The organism is Exiguobacterium sp. SH31 (genome assembly GCF_001816105.1).
GTDB classification, from domain to species: domain Bacteria; phylum Bacillota; class Bacilli; order Exiguobacteriales; family Exiguobacteriaceae; genus Exiguobacterium; species Exiguobacterium aurantiacum_A.
Genome location: NZ_LYTG01000031.1, coordinates 1 through 22,067, shown reverse-complemented (window position 1 = coordinate 22,067; position 22,067 = coordinate 1). Strand labels below are relative to the sequence as shown.

Below are 22,067 nucleotides of genomic sequence, written 5' to 3'. Positions count from 1 at the left end.
GAAGGAGTGACGACGATGCACATTTACTGGACACCAATTCAACAAGTTGTACAGGAAGCGCCAGATACATACACGTTCCAACTCGAACTGCCGGACGGCTTCACGTGGGACGAGGGGGCGCATACCCACTTCGCCCTTGAAGGGTTCAACAAAGAAGACAAACCGAACCGGAGCTTGATTCGCCACATGTCGATCTCGACGCTACCGCGTGAAGGCGCGATCGGCATCACGACCCGGGTCAAACGAGAGTGCTCCGAGTTCAAGTCGATCTTACGTGACATGAAGATCGGGGAGAAGGTCGCCATCTTCAAGACGCATTCGAACGTGCCGCTCCAGCGTGACGGGAAGAACGTCTACCTGCTGTCGGCTGGCGTCGGGCTCGCGACGTTCCGTCCGATCGTACTTGACTATTTGGCGAACGGGGAAGGTATCCCGCATCTCCATTCCTTGAACGTCGACTCGTCGACAGACTATTTGTTCGGCGATGTATTTAAGTCGTCAAACAGTTTCACGGCCGAGTTCGTCGCCAATCGTTCAGATTATTACGCGGCGGTCGAGACGCTCGCACAGGATATGGAAGGTTTGTATTACATCGTCGGCAGCGATGACTTCTTACGGGAGACAATCGCGATGCTACGTGAGCGGGGCATCAACCGCGAACAAATCGTGCTTGATAAGCATGACTTTCAGTTGGATGAGTTTTTAGGGGAAAGAAGCGACAACGCAATCTCTTCTTCAGGCAAAGGATAACGAGTGAGCAATCTAAATTAAAAAAGGTATCTGATTCATTCAAAACAGAATGAATCAGATACCTTTTTCAGTTGCTACGGACGTCAGACGTACCTCAGAATGTGAACTCGATTCCTTTAGAAGTGAGCCAAGCAATTAACACCCCATACCCAAATATGCTGATTGCTGAATAGGTGAGAAGTGTAGAGCGTCTCATCCCGATCGAATGACCAATCACGCCAACGACCCATGACCCTAGTAGGGGCGTGACGAGGATGATTGACCAACTGCCATGTTCGCGCATCAAATGACTAAATCGATGTTGCTCTAAGCGATCGAGCCAGCCGCTGAGACGTTTGAATCGATGCAACCAATCGTAAAAATAAGCGAGCAGAGGAACCGGCAAGAAGTTGCCAAGTCCGGCCCAGAGGACGGCAGAGACGCCGTCGAGACCAAGTAACATCGTACTCGGGATGGCCAAATAGATTTCGAACATAGGGAAGAAGCCCATAAACCATGCGGTTGCAGATAGACTGATATATTCCAATAAATTCATGTTGGTTCTCCTCTGAGGTTTGGGATTCTCGTGTTCCATAGAATAAGTCGTGAATTATTGCTTAATCCATTTCGCACTCCGGCCGAGTCCAGACGGAGCGATTTCCCCTTTATCCCGTAATTCCCGAAGGACACGGTTGATGGTCGCCTCGCTGATGTCGGGACAGGCATTCCGAACATCCGACTTGGTAAACGGTACGATTCTCCCTTCTACGAATCGTCTAATCCGGCTACTCTTACTTTGACTTCCTGACGTGACGAGTCCTACGCGATCTTCTAACTCTTTATATGCGGCAAGGATCACGCTCAACAGATAGTTGATCCATGGGAGCGGGTCTTGTCGGTTCTCATGCCAATGAATCGATGATAACCGCAGGGATTCATAGTAATCCTCTTTCCGTTCCTCGACAATCTTCTCGAGACTGATATAGCGACCGACCTCAAAGCCGAATTGATAAAGCATCAACAAGGTTAAAAGACGGGCGATTCGTCCGTTCCCGTCATTGAACGGATGGATCGATAAAAAGTCGAGGACGAACATACTGGTCAAGATGAGCGAATCGACGTCTTCGTTTTGGCGACGCTCTTTTACACTGTCACATAAGGCCTGGACAGCCGCTGGGGTCTCAAAGGCTGGGACTGGTACGAAACGCGTCCGGCGCGTGCCATCAGGGAAGGTCACACTAATCTCGTTATCGACATTCTTCCATCTCCCGCCCTCAATCGGAACAAACTTGTAGAGCTCTTTATGGAGCTGAAGCAAGATGTTCGGGTTGATTGGGATGTCCTGGGCTGAGGCATGAATCAAGTTCAATACATCCCGGTATCCGACAATTTCAGCTTCCGAGCGGTCGGCCGGGTCAGAGGTCTTCGACATGATGGTGTGTAGGCGGCTCTCGGTCACGACGATTCCCTCGATTGCATTGGAAGCCTTGGTCGATTGGATGACAGCCACGTCACGTAATGTGTTCAAGATTTGAGGTGCCTGTTGTTTATACAGGTCTTGTTTGCCTTTGTATTCATTGATGTGGCCGATCAATCGTACGGTCTCCATCGGCAAGGAGAGATTTCTTAAATACTGATAATCGTAATTTCGCATAAGAATCATCCTCATTCATTATCAAAATTGATTAAACATGTTCATTTCATCAATTTTTGACTATGTTTATCTATAATATAACCTATTTATGATGTGTTTAAAATATTAAACATACTCATTCTTTTAATGGATGACTATGTTTAGGGATAGATGAGTTATATTTCAAATGATGAACGTGAGTGACATGAGAAAGCGCATCTCCGATTTCCACGAAGACGCGCTTGGTTCATATGATCCATCGTATGTGTAGCATCAGACTTCTTCATCATTGTACGGAAGTTCGACATTCAGACCGGGGACACGTTCTTCGGTCTTTTTGTGTGACAAATCGCGACGAACCGTTCAAATAGGTCCCGTCCGTCCGGTGTCCCGATCGACTCGGGGTGGAACTGGACGCCGTACGTCGGGTGTTCGGGATGCTCGAGCGCCATGATGACGCCGTCCGCAGTCGTGGCTGTCACGGTGAGTTCCGTCGCTTGGACGATGAGCGAATGATAACGCATGACGTCCATCGGCTTCCCGTCGAAGAAGACGCCAGGTACGGTCTCGATCACGGACGTCTTCCCATGCATGACTTCGCGTGCTCGTCCGACCGTCCCGCCGAACGCTTCGGCGATGACTTGATGGCCGAGACAGACGCCGAGAATCGGGATGACGCCGGACAGCTTCCGGACGACATCGAGGGAGACACCGGCGTCACGTGGACCACCGGGACCCGGGGAGATGATGATGCCAGTCGGATTGAGGTCACGAATGTCGTCAACCGTCAGTTCGTCGTTGCGGACGACTTTCACATCGCTGAACCGGGCGACGTCTTGATAGACGTTATACGTGAACGAGTCGTAGTTATCGATCAGTAAAATCATGCGAACACCTCCAACAGGGATTTGGCTTTGTGCAACGTCTCTTCATATTCCGATACCGGGTCCGAGTCGAAGACGATGCCGGCCCCGGCTTGGACGTACGCCGTATCATTTTGGACGACCATCGTCCGGATGGCGAGGGCGAAGTCGAAGCCGCCCCGGACGTCGAGATAGCCGACGGCCCCGGCGTACACTTCGCGTTTCACCGTCTCGAGCTCGTCGATCAGCTGCATCGCCCGGATTTTCGGTGCCCCGGAGACGGTGCCGGCCGGGAGACAGGCCCGTAGCGCGTCGATCGGGTTCAAGTCGTCACGGAGCTCGCCTTCGACTTCGGAGACGAGATGCATGACGTTTTTGAAACGCTCGACTTCCATCTGTTTCGGGATCGTGACGGTGCCGACTTTGGCGACGCGTCCGATATCGTTCCGGCCGAGGTCGAGCAGCATCCGATGTTCGGCCAGTTCTTTCTCGTCTTGAACCAGGTCTTCGGCGTGGCGCATATCTTCTTCGACGGTCTTGCCGCGCGGGCGCGTACCGGCGATTGGATTCGTCGAGACGCGGTTCCCCTCGACACGGACGAGACTCTCAGGCGACGCCCCGAGGATGATCGCTTCGCCTAGGTCGATATAGAATAAGTACGGGCTCGGGTTCTGTTTTCGGAGCGTCCGGTAGAAGTGGAACGGGTCACCGGTGAACGTCGCGTCAATCCGTTGCGACAAGACGAGCTGGAACACCTCGCCGGCGAGGATTGCTTCTTTCGCCTTCAAGACACGCTCGATAAATGCGTCCTTGTCGGTCAAGATGCGTTCGCTCGTCCGGACGACCGGCGCGAGTTCGTGCGTCTTCGCCGTCTCGAGCTCCATTTTCAACTGTTCGAGACGGACAGAACCGTCGCTGTCACCCGTGTCGATCAAGATGACGCGCTCCTCGAGATGGTCATACAGGACGACCGTCTCATAGCGTTGGAACAACGCGTCCGGCAAGTCACGCGTCTCGGTCGGCGTGTTCGGGATCGGCTCGTACGTCCGCAACAGGTCGTAGCCGATATACCCGACGGCGCCGCCGATGAACGGGTAGGGGGCGTCTTCCGTGTCCCGTTCGATCAATGTGGATAAGACGGCGAGCGGGTCGTTCGCTTGAATCGTGCCTGTCGCATCGGTCACGGTGTTACCGTCGACACGAATCGTCTCGACCGGGTTTGCCGCGATGATCGAGTAACGTCCGTGCTTGCCTTCAGCCCGGCTTTCGAGCAAGACTTTCCGCTCGCCTTGCAACCGGTGGAAGATGGCCACCGGGGTCAGTTCGTCGCCGTTGATGATCAGTTGTTCCATGTAATCTCCTCCTTCAAATTAAAAAAATCCCCCGCCCGACATGTCTAAAAAAGACATGAAGGACGGGGGACCCGTGGTGCCACCTTCGTTGGGGGAGTTCCCCCCACTCATCACGAACAATCATTCGCTATCCTCGGTAACGGGAGGACCCGTCAGAGCCTACGTATCGGTCTGAACGCTCAAAAGCCCATTCACGCAAGACACGTCACCGGTTCGCATCGACCACCGGCTTTCTGGAGACGTCCCTTCGCGCTACTCTTCTTTCTCATCGCGAGTTCGTATAATGTTATCGTTACTTTAACGGGATGCAGTGAGATTGTCAAGGTCTATCCGAGAGTTGCCGCTCCGTCTGTCGCTTCTCGATGAATGTATAGGCAATCAAGAACGAGATGACAGGGAAGATCAAGTTCCAAGAACTTAAGCTGACCATACTCCATTCATAATAAGTCGTCATCGTCACAACTTCGATGAGCGCATTGAAGAGAAACGTCACGATTGGTGCGATGTAGATCTTGTTCGTCTTGAGGGCGGCGTAGACACCGACTCCGATCGTGAGAACGGGAACGATGACGAGTTGCCATAAAAACGGGTCCATCCATTCAAACATCGTCGTTACCTCCTAAAGTGATTTGTAGCCGAGGAAGTTCGAGCGCCACATCGGGTCATGAATCGAGTTGATTTGGAGCATCTCACCACCGGCATGGATGAAGAATTCGTTGTCGAGCATGATGCCGATATGCGACGGACCACTTCGATACGTGCCGGCGAAGAAGACGATATCACCGCGGCGTCCGCTCGTGATGCCAGTCCGTTTATTTTTAAAGTGACCGCTGTGCCAATAGCCGGAGACGTTCGTTCGACCGCCAATCTTGCCGGCCTGGTTGGTCGCGTAGTGAATCAAGCCTGAACAGTCGAAGCCACCGTTCAGTGGGGACTGCGAGCCCCACGTGTACGGTGTGCCGAGATGGCGTGCCGCTGCTGCGATCATCCGTTCTTGTTGCGAGTTGCTTCGTTTCGTCAAGAGCGGATCTTGCTTGATCCGGATATCTTTCATTTTGACGTACACCGGGCGCCAACTATACTGAATCAAATACGAGTCACCGCTCTTGCCGCGCGGATAGACGCGTTGGCTCGCATCGAGATAGCCGATGGGGCGGGTATCGTTCGGATTGGCATAATACGGTGTCTGTTTCGTCGTCGCATAATGGGCGACCGGGTTCACGTTCGTCGGCTGGATCGCTTTCGGTTTCGTCTCGGCGATATACGGGTTCAAGACATAAACACGTTTCCCAGACGGAAGACGCACGTGCCAGAAGTCGGCATCGATCGAGCGCAGTCCGATGAGCTTCGTCCCGCGGGCGAGCGTGCCGGCTGGTCGGCTGTAAGCGACGTCGGCTGAAAAATATGGCGTGCCGTTGAACTGGGCATAGAAGACAGTGCCGACTTTCGGTTTCGCAAGCGGTTTCGTCAAGCTGAGGTAGCCCGTCGCGACGAAGCGATACGCCCCGTTCACACGGACGCGAGTGTAGTAGCCGCTCGTTCCGTATGTCTCGACGACGAGTCCACGCTTGAGTTCGGCGACTTGTTTGACGGTCGAGGCCGAGGCGTACACTTCGACCTCGTCATGACGGACGTAACGTTTGCCGCTCGAGTCATAGAGCGGTGGTTTTTTCGTACTTGTCAGATTCGTCGGGACGAAGTAAAACTTTCCGTTTGACGAGACGCGCGTATAGTTGCCGGATGTTCCATACACGTTGACGAGCTGTCCGCGTTTGAGTTTAAAACTCGTTTTTGTCGAGAGGGATGCCCCTGTATAGAGGGGTGTCTCTTTTTGAATATAACGCTGGCCCGTCTTCAAGAACGGTGGGGGCGTCGTCTTTAACCATTTCGACTCGACGAACAAGAACTGACCGTTCGTAAAGATGCGTGTGAACTCTCCGTCGCTGCCATAAATGCTGACGATTTGTGACCGCTTTAGCTTCCCGACGACGTCGGTCTTCTCGACATCACGATAAAGCGAAGCCTCGCCTTGCGCATAGCGCGAGCCGGTCTTTGCATACGTCGGCATCTTTTCGGCGAGCGCTGCCGTCTGGACGTAGACGAACATCCCGCCCTTGTAGAGACGGGTATAGTCGCCGCTTGTACCGTACACGCTCGAGCGAGTGCCCCGGACGAGCTGGCCGACGGCTGTCATCCCGAGATCGCTAAAAGTCATCGTGCCCGTGACAGCGACTTGGGTGCCAGTCTTGACTGGGGACGGACTCATCATCGTCGCCGGCACGAATCCATAGCCGTTTTCGAGTTTGATGCGGAAGTGGTCGTCTTGTATCCCATGAACGGTCAGCATCGCGCCTGGTTCGAGCGTCAAGGCGACGTTTCCGCCTGGCGTGGCGAGCACGTTTGCCCCGGGTTTCGCATAACGGGTCGACGTTTCGAGTGTTTCGGCGAGCGCCTCACGCGCTACATATGCACCGTCTGTCATCAACAGACGGTCGCCTTCAAGATCGAACACTTTGACGACCGTTCCGTATGACAATGGTGTGATCGGATTGCCCGCTGCATCGACCGCGTTCGTGTCGGTCCGGATATAGCGGTCGACAGGGTAGGCTAAGACATCGTTCCGGACATAACCTTCCGTCTCGCCGATGGTTATACGAGAATGCGTGGCCGCCGTTTCGATGACATCGACCTGTTCATGTGGCGCGAGTGTGATCAAGACGACCGATTCGTCGATCGCCTCGTAAAGCGACGCCTCGATTCGGATGACGGCCTCGTTCTCGTTCGCCTGAACGGTCGCGGTCCAGAAAAAGCTACAGATGAAGAGCAAACTAAGTAATCGTTTCAGAATAAACACCTCGACTATTTTTTGATTTACAATTTTTAGTATACGCAATGTGGACGAAGAGAAGTCGGACGGTTTTGAAAAAGAGGGGAATCATAATCGTGGCTTGAAGCACATATGCGTACGAGGCGAGGTAAAAAGTAAAAAACCGTCCCCGGGGCGCGCCGAAGAGCGCGATCGAGGACGGAATATTAAAAAATTTCAGTATTCAAATAGTTGACCGACACTTTCAAGTTGCCGTTCATCTTGCGGAGCTCGTCAATCACCTGCTTGTCTTTGACGCCGTCCTTGTTTTGGACGATGTAGACGAGCTGGATCATCGTGCCGAGGTTCGTCGTCTCGACCGAGCGGAGCGCGTAATACTTATAGTGGGCCGAGAGCACCCCGTCAAACGCCGTCTCGTCATGGAGATTTTCCGGGACGGTGATTGATAGCCGCTTCTTGTCCGAGCCACCGCGGCCGAAGTCGAACATATACAATACGATGATGATGACCGACAAGCTGACCGTGAACAGGATGGCAAGTATGTAGAAGCCGAGCCCGCACGAGATACCGGCGGCCATCCCGAAAAAGATGAAGGCGATGTCTTTCGGGTCGCTCATTGCGCTGCGGAAGCGGATGATCGAGAACGCACCGACGAGACCGAAAGCGACGGCGACGTTGTTACCGATGACGATCATGACGACCGACACGGTGACACCCATGATGATGATCGTCTGGACGAACGATTGCGAGTAACGGGCACCCGTATGCGTCTTCTTATATAAGTAGGCGATACAGAGCGTCAAGATGAAGCTAAGGAAAATGGCGGCGGCCGCCTCGAGCACGGTCAGCCGGGACGTGACGTCGGCGAGCTGGCGGACTTCGTTGAAAATGTTCGTCATGACAGAATCCTACCTTCGCTTAAGTTTTCTTGGTCCAACAGTTCAACGCTCGTACAAAACTTCGAGACGCTCTGCTTGTTGCATTCGAGGTCAGAGAGAAGCCGTGCGAGCCAGAACGGCACGACCTCGGACACTTTCACTTCGAGGACGACGAGACCGGGGTCAATGAAATGGTGCCCCTCCGGTCCGTGTTCGATGCGGAGGTCGTCGTTGCGGCACATGAGGTTATAGTCGAAGGTGACGCGCAAGTCTTGCTCGAACGTGCCGGAGAACGCTTGGCGGTCGTAACTGACGACGGTGTGCGGCAATAAGTTGTACGTGTGCTGGAAATGAAGCGCTTCTTTCAAAATTTGCGGGTTTGACGCCGCGACCGACGCGATCGGTTTGTCCGGGTCGCGCAAGATATCGTACGCCTCATGGAGCGGCAAAATCGTCCGGCGCTTGTTGACGACGTTTTTGAACTTCTGCTTCACCTCGATGAACGACATACTGCCAAGATCGGCCTGATCATAAATACGGAGGCGCAACTTTTGGCGGAACGGGAGCTTATTGCGTGTCTCGTAATAGATCGCCTTGTCACTTGAGTCGAAATAGAGACTGACGATATTGTATTTGCCTTCTGGGTTGCCGTACGTGTCGTAATGCATGTACGGCATGATGAGTTCACGCAGCTCGAGGTATTTGGCAAAGGGGATTAAATATTTGATCTCGTATCGCTTGAATATCTCTTGGGCCACGGTGTCACTCCTTTTTAGGCATTGTTAATTATTTGTTAAGGTGTGTGTTAGAATTCAAGTATACTGTTACAACACACGAGACGCAAACGAAGATATAGACCAGGAGGCCTGTACTATATGAAGAGTTTAAAAGTTGGGATGTTGGCCGTGCTCCTCGCTGGGACGTGGGGCGGGATGTATTACGTCGCTGAAGAACAAGCGACCGCGGGCGCAGCGTTCGAGCAAGCGCTCGCCGAACAATTGAATATCCCGGTCGGCTCGTTCAACCAAAACAAAGTGCGCGGTGTCACCGAGCTCGACTTGTCGGGCTACGGCTTGATCGACTTGACCGGCCTCGAGCATTTTCAGTCGCTCGAGACGCTCGACTTGTCGGGTAACCGGTTGACCGACGTCACGGTGCTCGAGAGCCTCCGTTACTTAAAGACGCTCGATCTCAGCTTCAACCAGCTCGAGCAAATACCGAAGTTGCCGGAGACGCTCGAGTCACTCGATCTCGAAGGGAACGACGTCAGCGATTTGACGTTCTTGCCGGAGTCAGACACGCTGACGACGCTGAACGTACGGGACAACGACATCGATTCACTCGACGTATTGCCAGAGCGGACGCCAAACGTGACCCATCTCAACATCCGTGGGAACGCCGTCGCCTCGGTCGAGCCTCTCCGCGACATGACTTCGCTTCAAGACGTCAACTTGCGTGACAACCGTATCACCGACATGTCACCGCTTGAAGCGTTAGCCATCACGGAGCGACTGTACGTGACCGGCAACGCGACGCACGACTACGCCGCGCTCGATTCGATCGCCGAACAAATTATTGACCGTGACTTCGAGAGGTTGCCGGACGGTCCTGCGTTCTCGGTCGACGGTGGTGTGATCGCTCCGGGCACTGAGCTCGCGCTCGAAGCAGCACCGGGGAGTGCGGTTTATTACACGATCGACGGAAGCGAGCCGACACCGGAGTCGAATCGATACAAGGGACCGATCCAACTCGATCAGGCGTTGACGCGTGACGTCGCCGTGCTATCGAACAACCGGTCGGCGACGAACTGGCCGACGCCGTCATTTGTGCGAGAAGACGTCGAGCGCGCCTTGATCATCCGAGCGATCGCCGTCCAGGACGGGGCGACGAGCAAACCGTCGACGGCGACGTATGTGTTCGACGACAGCGTGTTCGCCTCCGATCTCCCGGTCGTCTCGCTCACGACTGACGCAACGAACTTGTTTGACCCGTCGATCGGCATTTATACGCCGGGCGACTTGCCGGACGGGCCGCTCGAGATCGGCCGTGGCAACTTCTTCGAGACGGGACAAGAGTGGGAGCGCCCGGCCCAAGTCGACTACTTTGAGAAGGGCGAGCTTGCCTTCTCGCAAGACGTCGGCATCCGTATCCACGGCGGCTTCTCGCGCGGGCTCGCCCAGAAGAGTCTGCGTCTCTACGCCCGGAGCGAGTATGGGCAGAGCCGGTTCTATCATCCGTTCTTCCCGGACAACGAGGAAGAGGAGTTCAACCGGTTACTGTTGCGGAACGCCGGCAACGACTGGCAAGGGGCGATGCTTCGGGACGCGTTCATGCAAGAACTCCTCCGTGAACGCTCGCTCGATTTTCAAGACTATCAGCCGGTCGTCGTCCTGATGAACGGGGAGTACTGGGGGATGCACAACTTGCGTGAGCTATACTCCCCGGAATACTTTGAAGTGAAATATGATATCGCTGAGACAGAGCTCGCCATCCTCGAGGCCGACCTCGATGCGCCGGACGGGTTCGCTATCGAGACGGGACAAGACGCCGACCTCATCCACTACCAGGAGATGGTCCGTTTCGCCGAGACGAACGATTTGAACGACCCGGCGGCGTTCGAAGAACTCGAACGCCGCATCGATGTCGACAACTTCCTCGAGTATGTGGTCTATCAAGCGTTTTACGGCAACCTCGACAGTATGTTCAACAACTACGCCGTCTGGCGCAAGTCGGCCGACCCGGTCGCAGACGTCTATGGACACGACGGTCGCTGGCGCTGGATCGTCTTCGACCTCGATCAAGGCTTTGCCGGACGATCGCCGATTGACGAGAGCGTCGACTACGACATGTTCGCTTATTTGACGGGACCGGGTCCCGAGCACGCCTTGTTCCGGTCACTCATCGCGAGTGATGAAGGAGAAGCGCGTTTTCTGCGCCTGTTTGACGAATTGCTCGCCGGACCGTTCGAGACAGAGACGATGCTAGCGCTACTGGACGATATGGCGGACGGCATCGCCCCGGAGATGGAAAACCAATTCGCGCGTTGGGGGAACGCCCCGTCGGTCAAAGCGTGGGAAGGGCGGGTCGAGAAGATGCGCGTCTTCGCCGAGCGGCGTCCGGACGTCGTCAAGCGGCAACTGATTGAGCGGTTTGGGACCGATGCAATCGGCTCGGTCGAAGAAACGAAATTATGCTATGATGTACGGTGAAAGGAAGGTACAGCTATGGAAACACTCAACATGAAACAACTTTCTGACAACCGGTCCGCGTCTCAAACGGCAGGCGACCTTGAGGCGATGCGGAGCATCATGCACGATGAATTCCGCTACGTCGACTCGAGCGGGCGTCAGTTCGATAAAGAGACATTTTTAGACCAGTTCGTCGACCCGGCCGCCGTCCAATGGATCTCGCAAGAGACGGTGACGTTCGACGAGACGGTCAAAGGCGACATCGCCGTCGTCCAGCTGCTGCTCGAGGAGCGGTTCATCCTCGGGACGAACGCGTACGAAGGCCGATTCTGGGCGTTGCATCTTTACGCCAAAGATAAGGATACGTGGCTCTGGCAAGGCGGGCAGGCGACGATGATTCACGAGACGTGAGCGCTAGGCATCTCCATATTGGAGGTGCTTTTTGTTTTGTCTGAAAATAAGGGGAATCAGTTTTTGAAAAAATATATACTGAAATTAGAAAAATATGTACCTCTTTTTAAAATAATCCAGTAAACTGAACTTGTTGGCTATCGACATACTTATTTTAGGAGGACTTATAAATTATGAAACAACCGAAACATTTAGCTCTTTTCCTTGCCGGGACGCTCGTCTTCGGCGGCTTCACGCCTGCCTACGTCTCGGCTGCGACGACGGTCGACGTGACGGCGCCGACAGCGCCGGTCGTATCGGCCCCGCTCCACACGTCGACGGAACTTGTCATTTCAGGTGAAGTCGGTGCGAAAGCCGAAATCATGATCAACAGTAAGACATACGTCCGGACTATTTTAGAGTCAGGTACGGCGACGTTCAAGATGTCACCGCAATCGGTCGGCAAAGTCATCGACGTCCGTCTCGTCGACGCGAGCGGCAACGCGAGCGAAACGACGCGTGTCATCGTCGCCGAAGACGCATCGGCACGTCCGGCAGCACCGGTCGTCAAACCGGTCACGAACTCGTCACGCGTCATGACCGTACTCGGTGAGCCTGGACTCAGCCTCATCGTGACGGTCGGCGGCTCGACGTATTCAGGCAAGTTCGACGCGAACGGCACGTACCGTCGCACGCTCAGCCTCCAAAAAGTCGGAACACCGATCTCGGCTCAGGCGAAGTCGAATAAAGGCGCACTCAGTGACCTCGTTAAGACGAAAGTCGTGACGGACCGCTACGCACCGAAACCAGCCCGCGTCACGCAAGCGATCACGGCGATGTCAAGCGGTGTGTCGGGTACGGCAGAAGCTTACGCGACGGCATTTGTCACAATCGGCACGAAGACGTACTCGGCTCCGGTCATGTCGACCGGCAAGTTCATCGTCAAGATCCCGAAACAGAAGATCGGCCAAAAGATGTCGCTCGTCATCCGTGACGGTGCCGGCAACAAGAGCACGCCGTCTGTTTTGACGGTCCAGCACGCGTTCTACAACAACTTCCACCGGGTCACGTCTGATGGGACGCGTTTGACGCTCCATAAGGAAGTCTTCTGGTCGGACGCGTCGACACGTTATAGCGAGACGTTCGCGCCGGTCTTCCTCGGGCACCCGTCGAAGTCGAACATGAACTTCCTGCTCAGCTACTACGCGGAAGACGGCGAGCCGATCGAGTTCGAAAAGCTTCGCATCCGCGTCGGTTCGGCGACATACACGCAAAACATCTCGTTCGATGACGTCGGCTATACCGAATATGAAGACGGCACGATTGAAGAGTCGTACTTCTTCAAGCCGAACGCAAAACTCGTCAGCTTCGTCAAACAGCACGTCCGTCCGGAAAACCGGATCGTCGTGACGGTCGAAGGTTACGAGTACGACCTCGAGTTCGCACTTGCGGGTGCCGAGAAGCGCGCCTTCATTCAATCACTTCAATACGCAGGATATTAACAAACGGCCGGTGGCGACACCGGTCTTTCTAATGGGAAAAAGCGAGATCTATTCACAAAATGGGTATATCGACACATTTCCGAAATCTTTTCGTAATATTTTTGAAACATATTCCGATAGTATACGTAGAAAGCACTGGCAGCATAGCCGACAGAAACCATGAAATGAGGGGAAAACATGAAACACACGTACTACCGCCTATTGGCCATCCTAACGATCTTTGCACTCGTCATCTCGCTCGTCCCACCGAGCGTCTCGGCCGATCAAGGAGCAGGCATGACCGAGGCGACATTACTTACACCGGGGGAAGCCGTCGAATTCACGACGGGTACCGACAAGGTGAACACGTACTGGTTCAAGATGGAGCGTCAAGCGACATCGATGACACATATGGAAGTCACGCTCGACGCAACGAAACTGACGAACATCTCGATCTACCCGAGCGCCGATATGGCCGCGAAAGATGAGACGTTCGACCGGTATCGCTCGAGCGCGACACAAGAAGAACAAAAACAGACAGCGAAAATCGCGTTCCCGTACGCATGGGAAGGACCTTACTACATCAAGGTCGAGTATATGCCGATGGAAATCATCGAAGACATCCCAGTCATGGACGGGGAAGAGGCACCAGAGTTTGATTTGTCACAGCTCGCTTCTGACATCAAGCTCGTCTACAACCCGGTCAAGCTACCGGTGAAGTATGAAGAGATGAGCGGTGACATGTGCGCCGTCGAATCGGTCTTACAGCCGGAAGCGGATCGCGATACTCTGCTCAAACTCATCCGCCGTGTTCAGACGGAAGTATTGAACACGTCCGAGCAAGGCCGTGAACTCGCATCGCTCTACTACCGGGCGTCACCGTATATCGTCAAGGCGGTCACGTTCGACAAGACGAAGCGCCAGGCGGCCTATGCTGACTTGGTAACGCTCCGTCCGCTTCTTTCGGCACTCGTCGATGGGAAGAGCTATACGCTCACGAACGGGGATGCTGCGGCGATCAATCGCATGCACGCCCTCGTCAAATCGAGCGTACCGGGCGTACTCGCTGCGGATATCGAGGCGATTGCCGGTAAGATTGGGATGAATGGTCTCGCTGGGACACCGCTAAGTGATGTGTTCGGTAAAGTCGGTGTGACGGTGAAAACCGTCGACGCGCCACGCTACATCATCAAATACAAATCATCACCGACGAAGTCGATCGGTAAGATGAACGCGTTGCAAGACGTCTCGGCCGAGCGGCTCGACATCGGGCGACCGGGCGACCACTTCGCTCTCGTCGACGTCGAGACGGCGAGCTCGAAAATGCAGGCGACGGCGAAGTCGACGTTGTCGGCCGACCCGAACGTCGAATACATCGAGCCGGTCCAGTCGTATGAAGCGTTCGCGACCGACGCGAGCTTCGACTACCAATGGTCGATCAACCAGAGCTCTCTCCTGAAGCCGTTCGCCAACTCTGGCTTCGGACTTGACCGTTATGAGGCGCTGAAGCTCCCGTCACGGGCTATCAAAGTCGCCGTCCTCGATACGGGCGTCGACTATCGTCTGCTCGACTTGAAAGGGAAAGTCGATATTCAAAACGAGAAAAACTTCGTCGACCCGAACGGGGAAGGCGATGCGATCGATGACCACGGGCACGGCACGCACGTCGCCGGCGTCATCGGGGCGGCTCGTGACAACGGCGTCTCGATGCGCGGCATCATGCCGAACGTATCGATCCTGCCGGTGAAAGTGCTCGACGCGGGCGGTTCGGGTGAGACCGACCACATCGCGCTTGGCATCAAGTATGCGGTCGATGCCGGGGCCAAAGTCATCAACTTGAGTCTCGGTGGCGGCGAGAGCCGAACGATGGGCTACATGTTGAAGTATGCGTATGACCGTGGGGTCGTCGTCGTCGCGGCGACAGGCAACGACGGCGATTCGTCTGTCTCGTACCCGGGCTCGTCAAAATATACGATCTCGGTCGGGGCGACGAACACGTTCGGCCTCGTCTCAGACTACTCGAACTTCGGTCTCGGACTCGACGTCGTCGCACCGGGATCGAAAGTCGCAAGTCTTGTCCCGGACGGCAACGTCGTCTACATGGACGGCACGAGCATGGCGACACCGCACGTCGCGGCCGTCGTCGCACTCCTCAAGTCGCAGCACCCGGACTTGACCGTCGAACAAGTGCGTTCACTCTTGCAACGGACGGCGGACTCGATCGCCTTCTCTGGTGGTGACGCAGCAGAGACAGACGAGGAAGGCTACTCTGATATCGACTTTGAAGAATACGGTTTGAATCTTCCGAAGTATTATGACATCGTCAGCGGGTACGGGAAAGTGAACGTCCACCGCGCCGAGTCGATGCTTAAAATTAACGCGAACAATGCGAAAGCGACCGACAACGCTGCCGTCTTCAACGTGAAGGCGAAGTCGGGCACGATCGTCAAAGTGTATAACGATACGAAGCTAATCGGCAAAGGCACGGCCAAACAGGCGACAGCGGCCTTCAAGCTGAGTCCGCAAAAGGCAGGGACGGTGCTCCGTGTCGTCTATGAGAACGGTAACCTCGCCACTGGGGAACGCATCGTCGTCAGCGCAGGCAAGCGTCCAGGCCAACCGGTCGTGACGCGTCCTGTGAACGGGGCGAAGGCCGTGAGCGGGAAAGCGGAAGCGGGGATGACCGTCATCGTCCGCAATGCGAAGTATCAACTCCTCGGTAAGACAACGATCGGTGTTGACGGCAAGTTCACCGTCAAGACGCGCGCTTTGAAGCGCGGCGAGAAAATCGTAGTCCACGTCGTCGATACGAAAAATCGTGCTGGTAAGATGGCACAGTTGACAGTACGTTAATGAATGAGACAGGCGCATCCGGAGTTCCGGGTGCGCCTGTCGTGCGTTTTAAAGGACAAAACGTCGACTTCCTTCCATATAGATAGCAAATAAGCCAGCCATGTCGAGTGGTCGACTTTAACGTGAGCGCCTGGCGTGATTGTGGCGCGTGATGGTTTAGGTAGAAAGACCTTTTGGCTTCGAGCACTGGGGAAGAGGTCATAGATGTGTCTAGATACATCGCAGGAGGGTCACCATTTCAGAATTGAAGGACTGAACAAGCGACACAATGGATAACGAAGGACAATATGGATAATTGTGGTTTTAATAAAGAGGTCAATGTTTTTCGAGTTGGGAATAAAAAAGTTAAAAGATGTATGTTTAAAATCGATATTGTTAAATAAAACAAATAGTAATTAAATGGTAAAATAATGAGGTTAACCTCCAAAAACTCTAAAAAAGGCTTGAAATCAACAAAATACGACGTCTTTCGACATTTACAAAAAAGGGTAATTGAAAAATGAATTAAACTAAAATCTCCAAAATTCAAAAACGTTACCATTTTTGCGAAAAAAAACGCTTGTGTCGTTTGGAAGTGTTATGTATATTATGGATGTAAGGTTTTCCAAGAACAGTCTTGGTAAATTGTTCAAGATTCATTTCTTGAAAAAGCTTCTACCGGGGGAGAACGCTCGGTCTTTGGAAGGGTCAGTTACATAAACATTAGTACTTTATTCTCTCGTTATGGATACTCGACACGGCACGGAGATCAGCTGGCAAGGACGGTAGAAAAACCTATCTACCTTAAGGGAGGATTTACATCAGATGGCTAAAAAGAAACAATTCGTTACAGCGGCGGCAGCGTTCGCAGTAGCAGCATCAGCAGTAGCGCCTGCAATCACAGCAGACGCAGCAACACAAACGGTACGTCTTTCTTCAGACTACGTACGCTCAGGTAACCTTGACGCGACACTCGACAAGGAATACAAAGGCAGCGAGATCCACTGGTACAAATCTTCAGTCGACATGAACAAACTCGGCGTCTTCCAAACTGCTAAAGGCTTTGTAAAAGGCAAAGGCATTAAAGTTGAGAAGAGCGTTCGCGTCTTGAACTTCGCACAAGACATCCAACCTTCTGAAGAAATCGTTCTTGAGCAAGGTGTTCCTGCTTCTGGTCTTCGCATCCAACCGGTCCTCTTCGCAGACGGCAACCTCTACAACAAACCTGTATCGGTTTCAGGCTTCGAAACAGACAAAGTTGGCGAATTCGAAGGACGTTTCACATACGCAAACAAAGCGTACGGATCAGTTACTAAAACTGTTAAGTACAAAGTTGTTGCAACTAAAGTAGAACTTACTGAAGTGAAGAGCGAAGTTATGGACGACGTTCTCTCAGTAACTGCTGACGTTAAAAACCTCAAAGATGGCGAGAAAGTTGAACTCGTAATCTATGCAGGTCGCGACATGAATGCTGCACTTCCTGCAGTCGAAGCTGAAGTCAAAGACGGCAAGCTCACTGTTAAATCTGGTAAACTTCCAGCAGGTAACCACTCATTCATCCTTCGTTCTGGCGAAGTGAAGACTGAAGTTATGAACTTCGTTGTTGAAGCACCAATGGTTAAAGAAGTTAAGGCGATTAACGCTACACAACTTGAGGTTGCATTCAACAAAGCTATCGACAAGTCAACAGTCATTTCTTCAGGCAACGTTATTAACGCTAACTTCAAAGTTAACGGTGTTGCATTGTCAGGAACAAATGCTGCTGAACTCAGTGCAGATGGAAAAACACTAACAATCACACGTGGTACTGGAACTTGGGAAGGGACATATATGTTCTCAACCTTGAAAGATGCAATTAAAACTGTTCAAGGGAAAGAAGTTGCTGAATACAACCACGTTGTCAGCTACGAAGATACAGTAGCACCTACTCTTGTAGGAACTAAACAAGTTAACTCTAGCACAGTTAACCTTCAGTTCTCTGAACCACTTAAAACTAAGGGGACTGTAATTGCTAAGCTTGCTGATGGAAAAGATATCTCAAGCTACGTGACTTCAAGCGTAGTAGGATCAAATATCGAATTAGGCTTGTCTAACGTTAACGTCCCGGCAAACCAAACAATCTACATCACAGTAGTCGGAGCGACTGACTTCTCTGATAACTTGCTTGCAGTGAACCCTACTACTGCATCAGTAGTTAAAGGGAACAAAGATGGCGTTGCACCAACAGTAGCATCTGTAACACCAGTTAACGCGAAGAAATTTGAAATCAAGTTCAGCGAAGAAGTACAAAACTTGGCTGTTGGTGATATCAAAGTGAACGGCGTAGCATTAACTGCACCTGCTACACTTACACAAGACGAAACAGACAAAACGAAGTATGTTGTATCATTAGCAACAGCGGCTTCTGGTTTGACTACAATTTCTATCGACGCTTTAGCATTCACTGATTTGAGCGGAGAAGACAACGCAGCATACTCGAAGATTGTTAACTTTGTTGCTGATGAAGTAGCTCCTACTTTAACTTCTACAGTAGTTAAAACTGATGCAAACGGTAAAGAGTTCCTTCACTTCGTATTCAGCGAAGATGTTGTTAAGCTCCCTACAGGAAACGTTTCAATGAACGCATCTGAAGTCAACAACTTCGTAACTACACCAGCTACATTGGTATTTGCAGCAGGCGATCTTACTGCAGTTTCTGGCAAGTCAAATGAATTCACATTGGCTCTTGATAAACTTAAAAAATCAGGATCTGTTGACCTCGTTCAGGGAGCATCTTACACTGTCGATCTTCCAGGTGCGCTTGTAGAAGATACGGCTGGTAACGATAACGTGGCTAAGGCTTCGGCGTTCGGATTCAAACGTGGAACAGATGTTAACTCTTCTAAGCCAGAGTTAGATAAGTCTATCGATTCTGCTGAAGGCGGTAACTTAGTTAAAGATAACGGAATTCTTGTTGTGAGCAACAACACACTTAAAGTTAAGTTCAGTGGTGATATCGACGGCGCATCTGCTACAAACGTAGCTAACTACCAAGTAAACGGTGCTACTGTTAAATCTGCGACACTTAACGCTTCAAACGAAGTGACACTTACTCTTGAAGCTAACTCTAACCAATACACTGGAGTGCGTTCTGTAAAAGTTGCTGGCGTTAAGACTAAAGCTGGTGTCGTCATGAACGACTATGTTACTACAGAATACTTGAATGAAAACGTCAAACCTGTAGTTACAAAAGTAGCATTGACTTCAGTAACTCAAGACGAAGCATCAACAGTTGGTGTTGATGAATCAGCAACAACAGTTGCATTGTCATTCAGTGAAGCTGTCACTGTTGGAGCAGGTACTGATTTCGAACTCTTCATTGCTGGCGAAAAAGTATCTGGAGCTGTAATCACAACAGCTTTAGCTTCTGGTTCTTCAGATAAAGTAGTAGTTACAATTGCAGGTAAAGCTGTTTCAGCTTCTGATATCAATAAAGGCGCTGAGCTTCGTGCGGCATCTACAATTGACATTCAAGATGCTGTCGGCAACATCACTGCTACAGACAAAGCGGTAATTACTTTGTAATTCGCATTCGAAAAAAGTCACTCCTCCTTTATGGTGGAGTGACTTTTACTTTCAAATATATATTATTCCTCTGATACACCCTGACCATCACGGCTCAGGGTGCTTTTTTATATTCAAAGGAGGAGAAACGATGAAACCGAGTCAATCTGCAAAGCGTGTCGATATCGTCAGCATCAAACTCGTCAAAGAAGGGAGTGTCCGCTATAAGGGTCGGACCATCCACCGACCGGATGACGGCTATACGCTCATGAAAGAATTTTTAGATGGGCTCGACCGGGAGCATTTCCTCGTTGTCAGTCTCGACACGAAGAACCAGCCGGTCTCCGTAAACGTGTGCCATATTGGGAGCCTGAATGCGAGCCTCGTCCATCCGAGAGAGGTGTTGAAGGTCGCGATCCTATCGAACGCGGCCGCCGTGATGGTCGGGCATAATCATCCGAGTGGGAACACGGAACCGTCACGAGAAGACATCGAGGTAACGAAACGTCTGAAAGAGGCGTGTGAGCTTATGGGCATCCATCTACTCGACCATCTAATTATCGGCGATGAGACATATCGTTCACTCCGGGAGGGTGGTCATCTATGAACCCATCGGAAGAAGTACGAGACTGGTTATTCGAAGCGATACAGGAGTCTGGTAATCGACCGATGCCAGATACATGGTCGACGGAGGCGTTTACGCTCGACCTCGACGAGATTGACGAGGTATATGTGCCCCTGTCACTTCGAGAAGGGTTACCCGACCGCTTGTTGTTTGAGACGCACGTCGTGACGGACGAGACAGGAGAAGAGTGGACCGGATTTTTCGGAAGAAGGGTCTCGGACAAACAAGTTGTCTTACGTGTGTTGAGGTGCGGCGAAAAGAAGCTACTGGCGAAACGAGAGGAGGGGTGACATGACGACATTTCATCGATTGATCATCGACGGGGAGACGTACTATCGAGAGGTGAACGAGGCGGCAGACACCTATCACGGCGAGCTACTCGAACAGGAGGAGGTGATCGAGATACTGCTTGCCGAACACGTCTCACAAGAAATCGATGTGGACGGGGAGAAGGTGCGACGCTACATCGAATCAATCCCGACACCGCTATACCGACAGGTGGCCCGTGACTACCTCGACCATCTCGAGCGCATGGTCGAGTCGTATAACTGAGCTCACGACAAAAGTGCCACAGGAAGACCAAAAACTCACGACAGAAGTCATCGGAAAATGAGCTCTTCTGGAAACATGATGGGCCCGAAGGGAACTGGATGCGTTCTCACCATGGTAGCTCACGACAGAACAATAGAACTGTCGTCAGTGGGAAAGGGGGTGAGGCGTCGATGTGGGAACGTATCTTGGTCCCGGTGCTCGTCACGGTCATCACGGAGTTGGCAAAAGAGGCGGTCGAGGGCGACTGGGCGAAACGATTCAAATGACGATATGGACGCGGGGCTTTCGTGCCCCTCCGTCCGTGAAAGGGGGATATCATCAGATGATTGAAGACTTTATGCCATGGCTCGTCAATCGAGGTCTGGCCGAGAAGACGATCGAATCATACACAAGAGACGTAAGGGGATACTATCGGTTCTTGAAAGGTAAAACATTTAATGAAGCACAAGGTCATGAGCTCACACGTTTCCACTTTCTCCGCTATCGGGACGCGCTCGTCGAGGAACGATGGGCGGTCGCCACGATCAACAAGAAAATCAACAGTCTAAAAGTGTACAACGACTACTTGAACGAGAAAGGGATTGTCGAGGAAGCGTGTGTTGACTTGAGACGTGACCGGATACGAGTGGCATCGGGAAGTGACCATCAAGTGACGGCACTCAGCGAGAGAGAAGTCGAGCGTCTCCTTTTTTCCTCGAGGACACTAAAAAAGTAAGCATCCGGAACAAACTTGCCGTCTATCTATTGCTCTATACGGGAGTCCGTGTGACGGAATTAGTCAATATCCGTCTGAGCGATATCGACGGCTTGACCCAAGCCTTGATTGTGCGTAGGAAAAGCAACTCACTGCGGAAAAGCTATAATCCATGTGACAGAAAAAAACTGAAGAGAGAGTTACAGATACAATGTTCCTCTTACAATATGACGAGTATTGTCGAACGATTTATCGCTAAAATTAAGAAACAAATTTTCTTATATATGAAAATTGATTGTTCGGTCTATTAGTGTTTCGTTACAATTAGTTATGTGATTTTATTTAAAGGAGAATCAGAAAGACAGTAATAACTATAGTAATCTCAGGATTTAAAACATAATGACGAATTTCAAATGATTTTTTAATATTTAGTAACAAAAAAATGTGGAGGGAAGTTTAATGTATAAATTAGATGATATG

The 22,067-nt window shown here is 52.0% G+C and carries 19 protein-coding genes and 1 other annotated feature; of the genes, 11 read left to right on the top strand and 8 right to left on the bottom strand.

Annotated features, from left to right (window positions below; translation table 11 throughout):
* Window positions 1–15: 15 nt before the first annotated feature.
* Window positions 16–750: a ferredoxin--NADP reductase gene (locus tag A6395_RS05135; RefSeq protein WP_071398163.1), complete on the top strand. Its 735-nt coding sequence runs from the start codon at window positions 16–18 to the stop codon at window positions 748–750.
* A 94-nt stretch (window positions 751–844) separates the two neighbouring features.
* Here the strand turns inward: A6395_RS05135 and A6395_RS05130 are convergent, their stop codons facing one another.
* The 8 genes from A6395_RS05130 to A6395_RS05095 all read right to left on the bottom strand — a co-directional run bounded on the left by A6395_RS05130 (window position 845) and on the right by A6395_RS05095 (window position 9,040).
* The gene (locus A6395_RS05130) at window positions 845–1,285 is read right to left on the bottom strand and encodes a small multi-drug export protein (RefSeq protein ID WP_071398162.1); all 441 of its coding nucleotides are present in this window, start codon (window positions 1,283–1,285) and stop codon (window positions 845–847) included.
* A 54-nt stretch (window positions 1,286–1,339) separates the two neighbouring features.
* Window positions 1,340–2,383, bottom strand: a complete 1,044-nt coding sequence (locus A6395_RS05125; RefSeq protein WP_071398161.1) for a Fic family protein — start codon at window positions 2,381–2,383, stop codon at window positions 1,340–1,342.
* Window positions 2,384–2,670: 287 nt separating this feature from the next.
* Complete coding sequence (locus A6395_RS05120) at window positions 2,671–3,249, bottom strand: anthranilate synthase component II (protein WP_071398160.1); 579 nt, start codon at window positions 3,247–3,249, stop codon at window positions 2,671–2,673.
* Window positions 3,246–4,577, bottom strand: coding sequence for an anthranilate synthase component I (gene trpE / locus A6395_RS05115; protein WP_071398159.1), 1,332 nt, complete (start codon window positions 4,575–4,577; stop codon window positions 3,246–3,248). The genes A6395_RS05120 and trpE overlap by 4 nt, the downstream gene beginning before the upstream one ends.
* Window positions 4,578–4,632: 55 nt before the next feature.
* Window positions 4,633–4,855: a binding site (T-box leader), on the bottom strand.
* Between the two features lie 41 nt (window positions 4,856–4,896).
* Entirely contained in the window at window positions 4,897–5,184 is a 288-nt protein-coding gene (locus A6395_RS05110) for a hypothetical protein (RefSeq protein WP_071398158.1), read from the bottom strand.
* Window positions 5,185–5,196: 12 nt separating this feature from the next.
* Entirely contained in the window at window positions 5,197–7,431 is a 2,235-nt protein-coding gene (locus A6395_RS05105; RefSeq protein ID WP_071398157.1) for a C40 family peptidase, read from the bottom strand.
* Window positions 7,432–7,610: 179 nt separating this feature from the next.
* Entirely contained in the window at window positions 7,611–8,303 is a 693-nt protein-coding gene (locus A6395_RS05100; protein ID WP_071398156.1) for a DUF4956 domain-containing protein, read from the bottom strand.
* Complete coding sequence (locus A6395_RS05095; protein ID WP_071398155.1) at window positions 8,300–9,040, bottom strand: polyphosphate polymerase domain-containing protein; 741 nt, start codon at window positions 9,038–9,040, stop codon at window positions 8,300–8,302. The genes A6395_RS05100 and A6395_RS05095 overlap by 4 nt, the downstream gene beginning before the upstream one ends.
* A gap of 117 nt (window positions 9,041–9,157) precedes the next feature.
* Between A6395_RS05095 and A6395_RS05090 the strand changes: the two genes are divergently transcribed.
* The 10 genes from A6395_RS05090 (at window position 9,158) to A6395_RS16255 (ending at window position 21,898) form a co-directional block, all read left to right on the top strand.
* Entirely contained in the window at window positions 9,158–11,491 is a 2,334-nt protein-coding gene (locus A6395_RS05090) for a CotH kinase family protein (protein ID WP_071398154.1), read from the top strand.
* A 15-nt stretch (window positions 11,492–11,506) separates the two neighbouring features.
* On the top strand, window positions 11,507–11,881 hold the full coding sequence (locus A6395_RS05085) for a nuclear transport factor 2 family protein (protein ID WP_071398153.1): 375 nt from the start codon (window positions 11,507–11,509) through the stop codon (window positions 11,879–11,881).
* 173 nt (window positions 11,882–12,054) lie between these two features.
* Window positions 12,055–13,362: an Ig-like domain-containing protein gene (locus A6395_RS05080; protein WP_071398152.1), complete on the top strand. Its 1,308-nt coding sequence runs from the start codon at window positions 12,055–12,057 to the stop codon at window positions 13,360–13,362.
* Between the two features lie 177 nt (window positions 13,363–13,539).
* The gene (locus A6395_RS05075; RefSeq protein WP_071398151.1) at window positions 13,540–16,194 is read left to right on the top strand and encodes a S8 family peptidase; all 2,655 of its coding nucleotides are present in this window, start codon (window positions 13,540–13,542) and stop codon (window positions 16,192–16,194) included.
* Window positions 16,195–16,998: 804 nt separating this feature from the next.
* Entirely contained in the window at window positions 16,999–19,737 is a 2,739-nt protein-coding gene (locus tag A6395_RS05070; RefSeq protein WP_071398150.1) for a hypothetical protein, read from the top strand.
* 130 nt (window positions 19,738–19,867) lie between these two features.
* Window positions 19,868–20,323: a JAB domain-containing protein gene (locus A6395_RS05065; protein ID WP_071398149.1), complete on the top strand. Its 456-nt coding sequence runs from the start codon at window positions 19,868–19,870 to the stop codon at window positions 20,321–20,323.
* Complete coding sequence (locus A6395_RS05060; RefSeq protein WP_071398148.1) at window positions 20,320–20,631, top strand: hypothetical protein; 312 nt, start codon at window positions 20,320–20,322, stop codon at window positions 20,629–20,631. Before A6395_RS05065 ends, A6395_RS05060 begins: the two co-directional genes overlap by 4 nt.
* A gap of 1 nt (window position 20,632) precedes the next feature.
* On the top strand, window positions 20,633–20,893 hold the full coding sequence (locus A6395_RS05055) for a hypothetical protein (RefSeq protein ID WP_071398147.1): 261 nt from the start codon (window positions 20,633–20,635) through the stop codon (window positions 20,891–20,893).
* Between the two features lie 322 nt (window positions 20,894–21,215).
* A complete protein-coding gene (locus A6395_RS05050) occupies window positions 21,216–21,608 on the top strand; it encodes a phage integrase N-terminal SAM-like domain-containing protein (protein ID WP_071398146.1) in 393 nt (130 codons plus the stop codon).
* A gap of 29 nt (window positions 21,609–21,637) precedes the next feature.
* A complete protein-coding gene (locus A6395_RS16255) occupies window positions 21,638–21,898 on the top strand; it encodes a site-specific integrase (RefSeq protein ID WP_159429447.1) in 261 nt (86 codons plus the stop codon).
* The last annotated feature ends 169 nt before the right edge of the window (window positions 21,899–22,067 follow it).